This is a genomic window from Mesorhizobium sp. M8A.F.Ca.ET.207.01.1.1 (assembly GCF_004794715.1).
Lineage (GTDB): Bacteria > Pseudomonadota > Alphaproteobacteria > Rhizobiales > Rhizobiaceae > Mesorhizobium.
The window spans coordinates 133812-148781 of the sequence record NZ_SRUS01000006.1 but is presented as its reverse complement, the minus strand read 5'-3'; the positions used below and the strand labels follow the sequence as shown (position 1 = coordinate 148781).

Sequence of the window (14970 nt, the reverse complement as noted above, 5' to 3'; positions counted from 1 at the left end):
CATTGGGCGCGCGCTATATACTCATTTGCAGGTAGGGTCGAGGGCGGGGTCGCATTTGCCTTCGATCTGCGTCAGCGTCTGCGGACCATGTTTCTTCGCGAGATCGGTCAGCGCCGCCTGGTTGGTGACGGCAGCGCCGCCTCTTTTGGCACGCTGCGCGTTCTCGTCGGCCTTCAACTGGGCCAGCTTGGCGTTCTTCTCGGCCTCGGTGAACTGTTTCGCCGCCACTTGCGGCGGGATGTTGAGGTTCGGAAAGGTGCCGGTATCCTTCGGCCCCGCCTCGGTGGCCATCGGCACCGGACCGCCGGTATTCGTGCTCGAGCATCCGGCGATGGCCACGAACATGATCGCCGCGCCGATGCGGAAAAAATGGCCGGCACCGAAAAAAACAGTCTCGCCAAACTTAATCGTCATATTGTTTCCTTGGCAGCCGGGGTAGAGCGAGATTGGACCCTGTCGGATGTCCCATGTTAATATGTCAAGAAAACGCTTCCGGAGGAACCCCGCGAACCATGTCCAAAACACCCGATTCGGGCAAAGCGGAAGATGGCGGACCTTCGACGGTCGAGCAATATCTGGTGAAGGACCCGGAACGCTTCGCGCTGAACATGGCGCGGATGATCGAACAGGCCGGCAAGGCGGCGTCCGCCTGGGCTGAACCGCGCGAAAAGGGTGAGGTGCGCGACCACGTCGCCGAGCCTGTCGTCGACATGGTCAAGACTTTCTCCAAGCTCAGTGAATACTGGCTTGCCGATCCGCAGCGCGCGCTCGAAGCGCAGACGCGGCTGTTCGCCGGCTATATGACGGTTTGGGCGAACGCCATCCAGCGCGTCAGCCCCAACGCCGAGGGTGCCGACGATGCCGTCAAGCCGGAGCGCGGCGACAAGCGCTTCCAGGATCCGGAATGGGGCCGCAACGCCTTCTTCGATTTCCTCAAGCAAGCCTATCTCGTCACCTCGCGCTGGGCGTCCGAACTGGTCGACCACGCCGAAGGCCTGGACGAGCATACCCGCCACAAGGCGAGCTTCTACGTCAAGCAGGTATCCAACGCCATCTCGCCGTCCAATTTCATCCTGACCAATCCCGAATTGTTTCGCGAAACCGTCGCCTCCAACGGCGAGAACCTGGTGCGCGGCATGAAGATGCTGGCCGAGGACATCGCCGCAGGCAAGGGCGACCTGAAATTGCGCCAGGCCGACTATTCGCCCTTCGAGATCGGCAGGAACATCGCCACCACGCCCGGCAAGGTGGTCGGGCGCAGCGATGTCGCCGAGATCATCCAGTATGATGCGGCGACCGAGACGGTGCTGAAGCGCCCACTGCTGATCTGCCCGCCCTGGATCAACAAGTTCTACATCCTCGATCTCAACCCGCAGAAATCCTTCATCCGCTGGGCGATCGAGCAAGGCCACACCGTTTTCGTCATCTCCTGGATCAATCCGGACGAACGTCACGGCGCCAAGAACTGGGAAGCCTATATCCGGGAGGGCCTGCAATACGGCCTCGACACGATCGAGAAGGCGACCGGCGAACGCGACGTCAACGCGATCGGCTACTGCGTCGGCGGCACGCTGCTGGCGGCGGCACTGGCGCTGATGGCTGGGGAAGGCGACGACCGCATCAAGTCGGCGACCTTTTTCACCACGCAGGTCGACTTCACCCATGCCGGCGATTTGAAAGTGTTCGTCGACGAGGAACAGGTCGCGGCGGTGGAAAAGTCGATGAACGAAAAAGGCTATCTCGACGGCACCAAGATGGCCACCGCCTTCAACATGCTGCGCTCGGGTGACCTGATCTGGCCCTATGTCGTCAACAACTACATGCGCGGCAAGGATCCCCTGCCCTTCGACCTGCTCTACTGGAACGCCGATTCGACCCGCATGGCGGCGGCCAACCATTCCTTCTACCTGCGCAACTGCTATCTCGAGAACAACCTCTCGCGCGGCACGATGGAGCTGGCGGGCCACACGGTCTCGCTCGGCGATGTCACCATCCCGGTCTACAATCTCGCCTCCCGGGAAGATCACATCGCGCCGGCGCTGTCCGTCTTCCTCGGCTCGAAATATTTCGGCGGCCCGGTCGAGTACGTGATGGCGGGATCGGGACATATAGCGGGCGTCGTCAATCCGCCCGCATCCAACAAGTACCAGTACTGGACCGGCGGCCCGCCGAAAGGCGACTTCGATCAGTGGATAGAAAGGGCCACGGACCATCCCGGATCCTGGTGGCCGCATTGGCAAAGCTGGATAGAGGCCAAGGACAACACCCGCGTACCTGCCCGCAAACCCGGCAAGCATATGAAAACCTTGGGCGATGCTCCCGGTACCTATGTCAAGGTGCGTGTGTAACGGACTGTAATGTGTGGTGAGTTGACGGCCCCCTAAAAGCGGGCGAAATGGTGTCGTCAACCATCAAGCAGCCGCAATTCGGCAATCGCTGCAAAAATACTTACAGGCTTGCTGATTTGACACAGGTCTCGTTTCCGGATCGGAGACAAAGGTCACCCTGACGCGGACATGCCAGTCAGCGACACGGATGTACCGACCGGACGTCGAGGGGGAATTTGACTTTGAAATCAGCAGGATGGAGCCTCGCGAAGGGAGAACGCCGCGCCATTGTGGCAGCGCTCTGCTCCGTGCTTCTGGCCTCCTGCACATCGGCTGGCGACCCGACGATGTCGGTTGGAATGCCGGGCTATAATGCTTCCGCATCGGACATCCACGCCGCCTCCACGGGCAAGCCCCCAGCCGCCACCGATTCGTCGTCGCAGGTGGCGACGGAGCAGACGACCGTGATGAGCGAAAGCGACGCGGCACTCCCCGAGACAGTTGCCTACGTACCCGTGGCCAAGCCCCAGGCCGCTTTCCCGCTCCCCGCGCCGGCCGGCGCGGAAACGATCGCGGGACAGACGCCGCAGGCCCTGCAGCAGCCGGTACAGACGGCGCAGCAGACCGACGCGGTCGCCCAGAAGATCGCCGCCGCCGATGCCGCCGCGACAGCGCCGAAGCCGGCCGCGGCACCGGTGATGAACAATCCGGTCTATGTGACCGCCGGCGAGGCGCCGCAAGCCGAGGCTCCGAAGAAGAAAGGCTTCCTGGCCTCGATGTTCGGCGCCACCCCCGCTTCGGCGACGCCCGCGCCGCTGCTCAACCCACGATCGGGCGAACAGCCGACCGTGCAGGCCAAGCCCGCTCCGGCAAAGCCGATCATCACTTTGGCCTCGGCCGATTCCACGGCAAAGCCGATACAGTTGGCTTCGACCGGTGACGAAGCCGGTCACATCACCGGTAGCGATGCCTTGCCCGGCGTGCGCCAGACGGCCCTGTTCGAGATCAAGCGCAAATCCGGCCTCGACGACGAAAGCGACGTCGACCTCAACGAGGACGAAGGCTCGGGTGGCAGCTATCAGGTTGCGTCGGCCGCCGGCATGGCCCGCCTGGCGCCCAACGGTCTCCTGAAGCAGAATGAGAGCGTGGACGTCGCCTGCCTGAAGCCGTCCCTCGTGCGCGTGCTGAAGACGATCGAAGGCCACTACGGCCGCAAGATGATGGTGACCTCCGGCTATCGCGACCCGGCCCGCAACCGCCGCGCCAACGGCGCCAAGAATTCGCTGCACATGTATTGCGCCGCCGCCGACATCCAGGTGCCCGGCGTCTCCAAATGGGAGCTGGCGAACTACATCAGGACCATGCCAGGCCGCGGCGGCGTCGGCACTTATTGCCACACCGAATCGGTCCATGTCGACGTCGGCCCCGAGCGCGACTGGAACTGGCGCTGCCGCCGGCGCAGTGGCGGTGGCGACGGCTGACAGCGTCAATGGACCTGAGCCTGTTGGGCTCCGCCAATAGCGCTCCCGTGAACCTTCAAGATTGGCCGAAGCCGGCTCGACTTCGTCACTCCTGTGCGAAGCAGGCGCGAAGCCTTGTTCGCGACGGCCCGAGGACGACGAAGCGACTGACGTCACCGCAAATTGCCAGGCCCTGCCAACCCTCGCGAAATCGCTGATCTGGCGGGCCGGAAAAAAGTTGTCCAAGGCGGCACCTAACGGGTTGCCGGTTGCGCGCAACGTCAGTATAAGCCGCTTCGTCTGAGCGCGCCCATCGTCTAGCGGTTAGGACACCGCCCTTTCACGGCGGTAACAGGGGTTCGATTCCCCTTGGGCGTACCAGATCTTTCAAGCACTGAGCTCCGTTTTGAGACGATGCGTCGAATATCCGACGAATAACGCCAGTGAATTTGCTTGAACAGTTCGGCTGCGGACGGAGGAATACCGGCGCCGGCTTTCCATGGTGTCCAGCCCTTGGTCGGCGGTCCTTCAGTCCGTGGTCGCGCACGCAGTGCCTCCAATTCGAACGTCTGGTAATCGCGCTGATTATCCATGAAAGCCGTGCAAAGAGAGGTTGACGTTTGCGAGGGACCGTTCAGCGGACCGCTCGTTCATGCTTTGTTGGGACTATTTGCTCATCATCCCTGGCGGCAGAGGGGACCGGTGCCGATGGAACGACTATCTTTTGGACGAGTCTGCGGTGTAACGACCGTCGTGCTGATCGCCATTTGGGGCGTGCAGAAAGCCGGCGATCATATATGGCCGAGGCATCCAGCCGCCGTCGTAAACTCGGCATTGGTGCCGGAATACGAACTGAGGCGTCAAAGAGACGAGGCATGGATAAAGCGTTACGCGCTTTGGCTGACCTAGCGCCGAACAGGAATTAACCTCCTATACACCTTCCGCCTTGCACGGCAGTGATCGCGGTGCTTTGGATATCCTCTCTGTCCGTTGGGAGGGTTGGGGGCGTGGATGCGATACAGCAGATCGCCGACCTGTTCGGCCTGAAGGCGGTCGCGATCGGCCTGCTGATCTTCATTCCGCTGGAACGGCTGTTTCCGTTGCGGCGGCTGCAACGGATTTTTCGCAAGGGCTTTTTCAACGACCTGTCCTACGCGGCCTTCAACGGCTTCGTCGTCAACTTCGTCGGCGGCCTGATCTTCGTGCCGATCTTCAGCGCGCTCGCCTTGCTGGTGCCGGACAGGGTGACGACGGGGGTGGCGGGCCAGCAGACCTGGATGCAGGTACTGGAAATCATCGTGCTGACCGACCTTGGCGTCTACGCCGCGCACCGCACCTTTCATGCCGTCCCGATCCTCTGGCGCTTCCATGCCATCCATCACAGCGTCGAGGAAATGGACTGCCTCGCCGCCTTCCACGTCCACCCCGTCGACCAGATCGTCACCAAGGCAACGGCGCTGCTGCCGGTGTTCCTGCTCGGCTTCAGCGGCGAGGCCATCGCGCTCTATTCGGTGATTTATATGGGGCACACGATGCTGGTCCATTCCAACACCAAGATCGGCTTCGGGCCGCTGACCTGGCTGATCGCCGGTCCGCAGTTCCATCACTGGCACCATGCCGGCGAGCGAGCCGCCTATGACCGCAACTTCGCCGGCCAACTGGCGCTCATCGACCTGGTGTTTGGCACCTATCGCGTGCCTACAGCCTCAATGCCGGCCAAGTACGGCGTCGACGATCCGATCCCCTCAAACATCTTTGGCCAGATCGGTTATCCCCTGGTACCGCGCAAGGCGGTCACGACCGGGGATAGACCGCGGTCGGAACCGTGAAGCTTGCGCTACGGTTAGATGATTGCGCACTCCTAATTTAGACGATGCTTGCGCTCCTGCCGTGATTACGCGATGCTCAGTTGGGGCAAATGGGGGCGGGTTTTGCGTAGATACCGACATTTCGTGTACGTCGCGCACCGCGACGGTGCATGACCACAGACCTATTTCTCACTGGCGTCGCGGCTTTTTCCATCCTCATCCCAATCTACTTCATCCTCAAATGACAACCCGGGTCTCGGCTCTTTCGCTCGTGGCGGGATGGTCGATCGGCGCGGCAAAAACGAGCTTGCGAGGCCGCAACGGCGCGCTCCTCATGGCCACCAACGCCAGTCTATCAGACCTCGGTCTCTCTCCCGATCCTACGCGGCGAATGCCTGGCCGATGCGATTTGGCGGGGGCGGCACCATGTCGATAATATCGCGGGTTACGACGTCGGCTGCAGCCATGCCTTCGCGCTGACCGCTCGGCTCCTCTATCTTGTCGAGCGGACGGGCCGGTGATTAAATGGATGCGAAAGGAGCGCTCATATGACGGTTCACCTTTCGGCCGATGTACGCGCTTCCGCGGCAACGCCCCCAAAATATCTCTTTGGTCCGCTCGCGGATTTTCTGATGCTTGGCGGCAGCGCATTCCTGATATTGCCGGCGCTGTACTTCGTGCCACTGAGGTACGAAAGTCTGGTGGCGGCGACGATGCTCTTCCTGGCTTATGTGATCAACTATCCGCACTTCGCCCACTCATACCAACTCTTCTACCGCAATTTCGGACGGAAGCTGCGCGGCGACGGCTACGACAGGAACCTCCAGCTCCGCTACATCTTCGCCGGCATCGTCGTTCCCCTGCTCATGGGCGCATTTTTTGCCTACGGCTCGATCACGGCGAACGCCCGGCTGCTGGGAAACGCAACCAACGCGATGTTCTTTTTCGTCGGCTGGCACTACGTCAAGCAAGGCTACGGCATGTTGATGGTGGATGCCGTCCTGAAGCGCAGGTTCTTCACCGATCCGGACAAGAAAATCCTGCTGATCAACAGCTATGCCGTCTGGCTGTTCGCATGGCTTCAGACCAACACGGCGGTCAGCCGGGGAAAGTACCTGGGACTGGAGTATTATACGTTTGCCACCCCTGCATGGCTCAATGCGATTGCGCTGTCGGCCGCGGCCGCGTCAACGGCCGCCACTGCCGTGATGCTGATCAATCGTTGGGGCAGGAATGGCGGCAGCCTGCCATATAACGGCGTCATCGCCTACGTCGCGTCGCTCTATCTCTGGATTCTGATTGTAAGGACAAATCCGCTCTGGCTGCTCGTGGTGCCGGCGCTCCATTCCTTGCAGTACCTGGCGGTGGTATGGCGCTACCAGAGCAATGTCGAGCGTGACGGGCGCGATGCCGAGAAAGTTCCGCCGTCCGGAATCCTGTCCATTCTTGGTCCGGCCTACAGGGTGCGGCTTCTGGAGTTCATCAGTGCTGGCCTCCTCCTCGGCGGTCTGGGTTTCTGGCTGATTCCGACCGCGCTGACGGCCCTTATCCCCTATGACCAGGAGGTGCTGGGATCGTCGCTGTTCTTCTTCATCGTGTTGATTTTCATCAACGTGCACCACTATTTCCTGGACAATGTGATGTGGCGCCGCGGCAATCCCGAGGTCTCGAAATATCTGTTCCGATAGAGCTTTTTGCGGCCACGCGGAATCGCTCGGCGTGACGCGGAAATGAACCGGGAATGGGATTTACTTCCGCCCGAGCCAGTCCATTGCTTCGGAATTTTGGAGGCCTCGCCTCGGAATCGAACCGAGGCTTCCGAGATTTGCAGTCTCTAGCGTAGCCGCTCCGCCACGAGGCCATGCGTGCTTTGGTAACGTGCAGAAGTTTAAAGATTCTTCATGTCTTGGGTAAAAGTTTCGGCAACACCCCATTGCGGAAAAGAGCCTGACCACGGGGCTCGAGGCCAGCAGCTTCGTGGTCAGACTGCGTGTCTAACTGCCGACCAGCGGCACGGTCACCGTCGTCGCGTAATTGATCGGGAAGTCGTCGAAGTATGGGAAGTCTATGACGAAGGCATAGGTGGCGGTCAGATGCGCCATGCGAAAGCCGCCGCTCGCCGGATCGATGGCGATCGTGACGTTGACATCGTGAAGGCCCAGGGCCTGCAATTTCTGCGTCGCGATCGACTGGAGGGCAGTTTGGGACAACGTGTTGTTAAGTTGCAGGGACCGTGCGGACGCCTCCAGCGTGTAGCGAACGCTGGAGGCCGAATTCATCGACCAGCCGAAGGCGAAGATTCCGAATAGCAGCATGATAAGGAACGGTGCGATGAGCGCGAATTCGAGCGCGGCTCCGCCCGATCGATCGGCCTTGAAGCCTCCCGCATTACCGAACACGGATCAGCTCCTGCTGGCCGATCGTGCTGGGGGCGGAAAAGACGCCGAAGGTGAAGGGAGGTGTCCATGTCGCCGATGCGTCGATCTGGACAAAGACCGACGGTGCCTTCGGCCCGCTGCACAAGGTCGAAGCGTCGACCACGGTCGTTCCGCATTTGTAGATCCGGCTCAGCGTGACCTGACCGTCGTCCGGCATCCTCTCCCAGTTCGCCAGTGCTGCGGCCTGCGTCGCGCTGTCGTCGGCCGAGCCCGCCAAGAGCATGTTCGCTGCCGTCTTCACGCTGGCGCGCATCGACAGCGAACTCGTGACGTATGACCAGCCGTCGGCTATGCCGAGCAGTACCAGACACAGGATGGGCAAGACCATCGCGAACTCAACCGCGGCAGTGCCCGCGTCTTCGCGAATGGCTGGAATCAATCGATAGGCCCCGGGCTTCATTCGACAATCGCGACTGACGCCGCCGCCGGGAGGTCCTTCATTCCCAGACTCGAGCAGTCCTGATTGATCGTGGAATTGCCGGACCACTGGATAGTGTCGGCGACAACCTGTGTGCAGCCATTCTTGCCTGAGAAGTTGCCCAGGTAGTTGACTTGCTGCTTGGAGAAATAGATGGCGCCTGTCAGCAAGGAATCTGCAGTACCGTTGAAGGTGCTCTGCGCCGCCATGCCTGTCCTGTCACCGTAGAACAGCATACCGGAATAGGTGCCCGACTGAGGCGCGCTGAGCGTCACGGTCGCATTCCCGTTCATGCTGACGGTGCTGCTGCCCGCCATGAAGATGGTGACGCCGCTGCCCGTGACGACTGCCCCCGCGTTGATCTTCAAATTCCCCTGAACGACATAGACGCCGGGCGAAAGCGTGACATTTCCGGAGAGGTCCATGCCACTGCAATAAGTCCCGGGCTGGATTGTTTGCGTCGTCTTATTATTTTTGAGAGTCTGGCATGGGTTGCTGGCGGCAGGCGCTGGCACGCTGGCGAACGGATCGGGTATGGGCAAGGCCTGGGTGATCGGCGCCTTGCAGATCGTGGTCACCGGATTGTTCAGCACGACGCCGCCCGCCGAGATCAGGCAGTCGGCCTGGAGAGCCGCCGATCCCTGCACCTTAATGGCGTCTTGGGCGATCGAATTCGTCATGATGACGCAGCCGGTGAGCTTCATGCTGGCGCTGCCGGAGACGAGCACCGACTGCGAGGCCGAGGGATCGAGCGCCCGGAGGCAGGCCTTGGATGCGTCAGTGATGAGCGCCACCGCCCTCGCCTGTTCTGGAACCTGACTCTGGGTGAAGATCAGGGTGAACATACGATTGAGCTTTTGGCCGACGATAACTTCAACCGCTTTCTTGGCTGTGTTCGGCCCGGATGCCGGCGGTGTATTGACGACGATCGTGCCGGCGCCAAGACCATTCGTTGCAGCAGACTGGGTCGCGGCAGCGACGATCGTCGGCGTATCCGAACCCGAGATCTGCTCCAGTGCGCCGGCATAGGCTGCGGCATCCGCCGTGGCCTGCAGTCTCAAGCTGTTATAGTACCAATAGGAGGTTTCCACGCCAAAACCCGCCGCACCGACAACGATCGGCAAGGTGAGGGCAAAGATGGTGGCGACATTCGCCGATCTGCTGCGGCGCATGCTGGCCGCCATGAGCCGGATTCGGGTGAAGCAGTTGAACACCATAATCCATTAGAAAACACGCATGTATGAATGAACGCTAAAAACTTTGGCTCATTTTTGATGAAGGCCGCCATTCTTAATGGGTGCACGCGGCCATCTGGACGAACAGGGGGCCAACGGACGGGGCGCCGGCTGTTTACCGTTCCCGGACGAAACGACCACGCCGCGCTGCATGGGGGAGCCGGTATGGGGACAGGATCAAGCGGCCCGGCTTAGGACCTATCACCGCGAACTGGGATCAGCGCCGTCTGGCCCCAACAACATGCGACGGCACCGGCAGTGGCCGACTCGAAGGATGAGCCAAGAAAACTCGAACCAGTAGCGCGATCTTTGGGATGATATCTGCTTCAGGCGGAAAGAACTGGAGCTGGCTCAGCAACCGACCCAGCCAACAGTTCTCTTTGTACGGCAACGAAAAACCTGCGTACTTCGTCACTGGCCGCCGTTCTGTCCCTGCCCGTCCCGACAACGAGATCGAGCAACTCCGCCGCTTTTGCCTTCCAGAACGAGGTGGCGGTCTCGCCATGCAGATTGCCGAGCCTGGCGGCAACTTCCCTGACCAAGAATAACTGACGATCGATCGGGAACGCACGGACTTTTTCTGGGGACATCTTCCGAACCATGAAACTGACGCAACGAATCAACCATTGCCGAACAAGCAATGGCTAACCGCGAAAGTGGAAACGGAAGCTTAACGGCGCCGGCCAATGCATTCCCCGCACGCGAATTGTCATACGCACTCGAAGCTGAACTGGTTTACGCCATTCGGCGCGGCTCTCAAGCCTGCAGTGCTCGCGCCTCACCGCCGCGCTTGCGTGGCGCCATCATGTCGCCCGCCATAAGTCCGGTGACGCGGCAGAACGCCATGAACGCCCGGCAGGCGTCTTCGGTCTTGACCACATCGACGGTCGCGCCAAAACAGGCATTGAAGGCTTTCTGATACACGGGCCCCTGCCGGCGTGCCGGCCAGTCCTGCAGAAAATCGAGCGCCTGCTCGACGCCGTAGATTTCCTCGACGGGCAAGCCGGGACCTGGTGCAATGCGCACCGGCACCTCGAATTGCAATCTGTCCATCCGACATCTCCCGAACCGGCATCGCCCAAGCAACGCCGCTCGTCGTAAAAAGTTGCTCGCCATCTTATGTCGTGAGAATGTGTCGCCACTGCGGAAGCGGACGATTTGCCGCAGTCAACCGCGACCGTTTGCTGCGGCAAGGACCAGCAGACGTCCGTGAACTTTCGAACACGGACGTCTTGAACCCTCGGTCACTGGTTGGCCGGATCGGTCTCCGCGTCGAAGGCCATCCGCGCCACCGTCAGCAGAACGTAGGCTGACGGCAAGGCGAACAGGGCGCCGAGGACGAGCGCTCCGGTTCTCGACAAAAAGAGCGTCTCGGCGATCGCCCAATAAACGGTTCCGATACCGATGAGCGCCTGGACGGAAAGAAATGAAGCAGCCGAGGCCGCGCGTGACAGGCTTTTGAATGTCTTGATACGCTGTTGCATTGCAATGATCCGAAAATGACGCGCCGCGCCACCAATGCGCGGCTCTCGGCGGCCGCACGGGTTGCGACGCGAATGGCTTGGAATGGAGGTGAACGTGCGGTCCCGGACCGCTCAGGCTCGCGTGGAGGGAGGCGCACGCGGCTGGTTGGTGCTGACACGGGGCGCGCAGACCGGCCCATGGCCGGCGACAAACATCTCCGGCGACGTCGGGGCGGGGCGACGGAAGACAGCCTGCGGAACCGGGAGGGCCGGATGGCCGCCGGCGAACTTCGCAAGCACCGGCCGGGCGCCGCGAACCTCCAGCGCCTGGGCCTTGTTGGCGACACGCAGCAGCGCTGCGACCTCACCCGACCGTTCAAGGCCAACGCTGGCACCGCCTTGCGCGGCATCCCAGGAAATGGGCGTGTCCGGCCGGCCGAGACACAGCATCGCCAGCAGCACCAGGCCCATCAGACATGAGCAGGCTGCCGTCAGTGGCGATTCAAGGGACTTGATGCGCCGGACCGCCGGGAACGGATGCGACCTCCAAAACATCACCCCGCCTAACGCACGATGGCCACAATGGAAAGCGAACGCCATGCAAAACCGGGAAAAGGATCGCCTCGGCATGCGAATATCCCGGCGCTGGAGCCGCATCAGGCAGTTCTTCCTTGAACCTTTCGCCCCCAAGTGCCAAATCTGGTGACATCTTAGCGCCAGCACTCCTGCGGCGCGCCACCTTCTATACGGACAAAATGGTCACCTATCTCGACGCCGCCACGGCACCGCTCAGAAACACCGGCCAGATCCGCCTTTATGGCGAGGAAGGCTTTGCCGGCATGCGCAAGGCATGCGACCTCACCGCGCGCTGCCTTGACGAACTGGTGCCGATGGTCGACCCCGGCGTCACCACCGACACGATCGACCGTTTCGTCTTCGAGTTCGGCATGGACCACGGCGCACTGCCGGCCACGCTCAACTATCGCGGCTATACGAAATCGTCCTGCACCTCGATCAACCACGTCGTCTGTCACGGCATTCCCGACAACAAGCCGCTGAAGGATGGCGATATCGTTAACATCGACGTGACCTACATCCTCGATGGCTGGCACGGCGATTCCTCGCGCATGTATCCGGTCGGCACGATCAAGCGGGCGGCCGAACGCCTTCTCGAGGTCACCCACGAATGCCTGATGCGCGGCATCGCCGCCGTCAGGCCAGGCGCGCGTACCGGCGCCATCGGCGCCGCCATCCAGACTTATGCCGAAGCCGAGCGCTGCTCGGTGGTGCGCGATTTCTGCGGCCACGGAGTCGGCCAGCTGTTCCACGACGCCCCCAACATCCTGCACTACGGCAATGCCAATGAAGGCGTGGAAATGCGCCCCGGCATGATCTTCACCATCGAGCCGATGATCAACCTCGGCCGGCCGCATGTGAAGGTGCTGTCGGATGGCTGGACGGCGGTGACACGCGACCGCTCGTTGTCGGCGCAATATGAGCACACTGTCGGCGTGACCGACACCGGCTGCGAGATCTTCACGCTGTCGCCCAAAAAGCTCGACCGCCCCGGCTTGCCAGCCTAGGAGGCCGCCGCCCTCCATCATCTGGTTTGTTTCGCGCCTATTTCCAGTGTTAGCGTGGCCGCCAGTCTTCGTCCTCGTCCTGGTCTCGGAACCAGCGCATTATTTCCCGGCAACTGCGCGGACGGCCATCGCTGACCCTGCCATCGGTGCATGGATCGTAGCGTTCGCGCGGGTAATAGTCGTGCCTTTCCCGATAACGCTCGCGGCGATCCAGCATGCGCAGGATCTCCCGGCTTGCGCGCCCCCCATTGCCGCAACATTGCGCGAAAGTTGGAGACTACTCATTCCTTGCCGCCGACTGGGGAGCAATTCCGGCTGCTCGACGGCTGTGGGCTGATTGACGGCGTTGAAAAGACAAAAGACCTCGACCGCCCCTGTCCGCCGTCCTAGTATTTCGTGGGGATCAGCGATCATTACTCAGCTGCGGGCTGGATATGGGCGGCACATGGCGACACAAGGCGACGACGATGAGCGGAGTTTCTTCTCCGAGGTGCCGGTGCGGTCGGCGGCGAGAGCCAAGGCGGCAGCCGATGAAAAGCCGCATTATCTCGGCCATCGCGATCGTCTGCGCGAGCGCTTTGCGTCGGCCGGTCCGGATGCCTTGCCCGACTATGAGCTTCTGGAACTCCTGCTCTTCCGCCTGATCCCGCGCGCCGACACCAAACCGGTGGCCAAGGCGCTGCTCGCCCGCTTCGGCACCTTGGCCGAGGTGCTCGGCGCGCCCGTCGGCCTGTTGCAGGAGGTCAAGGGCATCGGCCCGGCCGTGGCGCTCGAACTGAAGGTCGTCGCGGCGACCGCCCAGCGCATGGCGCGCGGCGAGATCCACGGCCGCGAAGTCCTGGCCTCATGGCAGCAGCTTCTCGACTATTGCCGCTCGGCCATGGCGTTCGAGGCGCGCGAGCAATTCCGCATCCTGTTCCTCGACAAGAAGAACGCGCTGATATCAGACGAAGTGCAGCAGACCGGCACGGTCGACCACACGCCCGTCTATCCCAGGGAAGTGGTCAAGCGCGCGCTCGAACTGTCCGCCACGGCGATCATCCTGGTCCACAACCACCCTTCCGGCGATCCGACGCCGTCACGCGCCGATATCGAGATGACGAAAGAGATCATCGAAGCGGCCAAGCGGCTGGGCATCTCAGTCCACGACCACATCATCATCGGGCGAAAAGGCTATTCCAGCATGAAGGGCCTGCTGCTGATCTAGACGGCGGGACTGGCGCCAGGCCAAGGGCAAGAGCCGGGATTTTTCAATCAACATAGTCGGCTCTAGAATTGCGACCCCAAAATAAGCTATAATGGGCCAGGTATTTCCCTGGACGGCTTCGCGCCTCTCGGAATGCCTGGAGGAACGGGACATGGCCGTAGCGCTTGTACTCGTTTTGATCGTCGTGGGCTCAGTGTTGTTTCACCTGCTGAGCCCATGGTGGTGGACGCCGATTGCCTCGAACTGGGCCTATATCGACAATACCATCATCATCACCTTCTGGATCACCGGCATCGTGTTCGCCGCAGTGGTTCTATTCATGGCCTATTGCGTCTTCCGTTTCCGTCATCGGGAAGGCAACCGGGCTGCCTACGAACCTGAAAACAAGCGGCTCGAATCGTGGCTGACGATCGTCACCGCGGTCGGGGTCACTGCGTTGCTGGTTCCCGGCCTGTTCGTCTGGAGCCGGTTTGTCAACGTCCCAAGCGACGCAACCGACGTCGAAGTCGTCGGCCAGCAGTGGCAGTGGAGTTTCCGTCTGCCCGGCAAGGACGGCAAGCTTGGCACATCCGACACCCGCGACGTCTCCGCCGACAATCCACTGGGCGTGATCGGCGGCGATCCCAATGGTCAGGACGATGTCGTGGTCGAAGCGGCCGATCTGCATCTGCCGGTCGGCAAGCCGGTCAAGATGCTGCTCCGCTCCATCGACGTGCTTCATGATTTCTATATCCCGGAATTCCGCGCCAAGATGGACATGATCCCGGGCTCGGTCACCTATTTCTGGTTCACTCCGACCAGGACCGGGACCTTTCAGGTCTTGTGCGCCGAACTCTGCGGCCAAGGGCATCCCTTGATGCATGGCGTGGTCGTGGTCGACACGCAGCAGGACTACGTGGCCTGGCTTGGCCAGCAGCAGACTTTCGCGCAGTTGTCGGCGCCACTGCAAACCGGTTCGGTAGAGCAGGCGCCGGGCAAGACGACGGGTTTGAAAATTGCAGCAAAGCTCGAAACGGCCGGAGCTCGCTGAG

The 14970-nt window shown here is 61.5% G+C and carries 15 protein-coding genes and 2 tRNA genes; 8 read left to right on the top strand and 9 right to left on the bottom strand.

Annotation, left to right across the window (positions count from 1 at the left end; translation table 11 throughout):
- Nucleotides 1-21 precede the first annotated feature (21 nt).
- Nucleotides 22-414 carry a hypothetical protein gene (locus EN850_RS19090; protein ID WP_135880520.1) on the bottom strand — a complete coding sequence of 131 codons (393 nt, stop codon included), beginning with the start codon at nt 412-414 and terminating at the stop codon, nt 22-24.
- Nucleotides 415-512: 98 nt separating this feature from the next.
- Between EN850_RS19090 and phaC the strand changes: the two genes are divergently transcribed.
- From phaC to EN850_RS19065, 5 genes are all read left to right on the top strand, one after another.
- Complete coding sequence (gene phaC, locus EN850_RS19085; RefSeq protein WP_127279868.1) at nt 513-2348, top strand: class I poly(R)-hydroxyalkanoic acid synthase; 1836 nt, start codon at nt 513-515, stop codon at nt 2346-2348.
- Between the two features lie 215 nt (nt 2349-2563).
- Nucleotides 2564-3808, top strand: a complete 1245-nt coding sequence (locus EN850_RS19080; protein WP_136092024.1) for a YcbK family protein — start codon at nt 2564-2566, stop codon at nt 3806-3808.
- 285 nt (nt 3809-4093) lie between these two features.
- Nucleotides 4094-4168 (top strand) — tRNA-Glu (locus EN850_RS19075).
- A 626-nt stretch (nt 4169-4794) separates the two neighbouring features.
- Nucleotides 4795-5616 (top strand): sterol desaturase family protein, encoded by an 822-nt coding sequence (locus EN850_RS19070; RefSeq protein WP_245520682.1) that lies wholly within the window; start codon nt 4795-4797, stop codon nt 5614-5616.
- Nucleotides 5617-6143: 527 nt separating this feature from the next.
- Nucleotides 6144-7283, top strand: a complete 1140-nt coding sequence (locus EN850_RS19065; protein ID WP_136092023.1) for a hypothetical protein — start codon at nt 6144-6146, stop codon at nt 7281-7283.
- A gap of 97 nt (nt 7284-7380) precedes the next feature.
- Here the strand turns inward: EN850_RS19065 and EN850_RS19060 are convergent.
- From EN850_RS19060 to EN850_RS19025, 8 genes are all read right to left on the bottom strand, one after another.
- A tRNA-Cys gene (locus tag EN850_RS19060) sits at nt 7381-7456 on the bottom strand.
- A gap of 133 nt (nt 7457-7589) precedes the next feature.
- A complete protein-coding gene (locus EN850_RS19055) occupies nt 7590-7994 on the bottom strand; it encodes a TadE/TadG family type IV pilus assembly protein (protein ID WP_135921474.1) in 405 nt (134 codons plus the stop codon).
- Nucleotides 7984-8433, bottom strand: coding sequence for a TadE/TadG family type IV pilus assembly protein (locus EN850_RS19050; RefSeq protein ID WP_127276692.1), 450 nt, complete (start codon nt 8431-8433; stop codon nt 7984-7986). The genes EN850_RS19055 and EN850_RS19050 overlap by 11 nt, the downstream gene beginning before the upstream one ends.
- Nucleotides 8430-9668, bottom strand: coding sequence for a pilus assembly protein TadG-related protein (locus EN850_RS19045; protein WP_167531455.1), 1239 nt, complete (start codon nt 9666-9668; stop codon nt 8430-8432). Before EN850_RS19045 ends, EN850_RS19050 begins: the two co-directional genes overlap by 4 nt.
- A gap of 344 nt (nt 9669-10012) precedes the next feature.
- Nucleotides 10013-10276: a DUF6074 family protein gene (locus tag EN850_RS19040; protein WP_127276698.1), complete on the bottom strand. Its 264-nt coding sequence runs from the start codon at nt 10274-10276 to the stop codon at nt 10013-10015.
- Between the two features lie 166 nt (nt 10277-10442).
- Nucleotides 10443-10739, bottom strand: coding sequence for a DUF982 domain-containing protein (locus EN850_RS19035; protein WP_127276690.1), 297 nt, complete (start codon nt 10737-10739; stop codon nt 10443-10445).
- A gap of 191 nt (nt 10740-10930) precedes the next feature.
- Complete coding sequence (locus tag EN850_RS19030; protein ID WP_136092022.1) at nt 10931-11170, bottom strand: hypothetical protein; 240 nt, start codon at nt 11168-11170, stop codon at nt 10931-10933.
- Nucleotides 11171-11281: 111 nt separating this feature from the next.
- Nucleotides 11282-11704 carry a hypothetical protein gene (locus EN850_RS19025; protein WP_127872641.1) on the bottom strand — a complete coding sequence of 141 codons (423 nt, stop codon included), beginning with the start codon at nt 11702-11704 and terminating at the stop codon, nt 11282-11284.
- A gap of 200 nt (nt 11705-11904) precedes the next feature.
- On the opposite strand from EN850_RS19025, the gene map reads away from it, so the two are divergent.
- The 3 genes from map to EN850_RS19010 all read left to right on the top strand — a co-directional run bounded on the left by map (nt 11905) and on the right by EN850_RS19010 (nt 14969).
- The gene (gene map / locus EN850_RS19020; protein ID WP_136092021.1) at nt 11905-12732 is read left to right on the top strand and encodes a type I methionyl aminopeptidase; all 828 of its coding nucleotides are present in this window, start codon (nt 11905-11907) and stop codon (nt 12730-12732) included.
- Between the two features lie 445 nt (nt 12733-13177).
- Entirely contained in the window at nt 13178-13939 is a 762-nt protein-coding gene (radC, locus tag EN850_RS19015; RefSeq protein WP_127276682.1) for a DNA repair protein RadC, read from the top strand.
- A gap of 151 nt (nt 13940-14090) precedes the next feature.
- Complete coding sequence (locus EN850_RS19010; RefSeq protein WP_136092020.1) at nt 14091-14969, top strand: cytochrome c oxidase subunit II; 879 nt, start codon at nt 14091-14093, stop codon at nt 14967-14969.
- The last annotated feature ends 1 nt before the right edge of the window (nt 14970 follow it).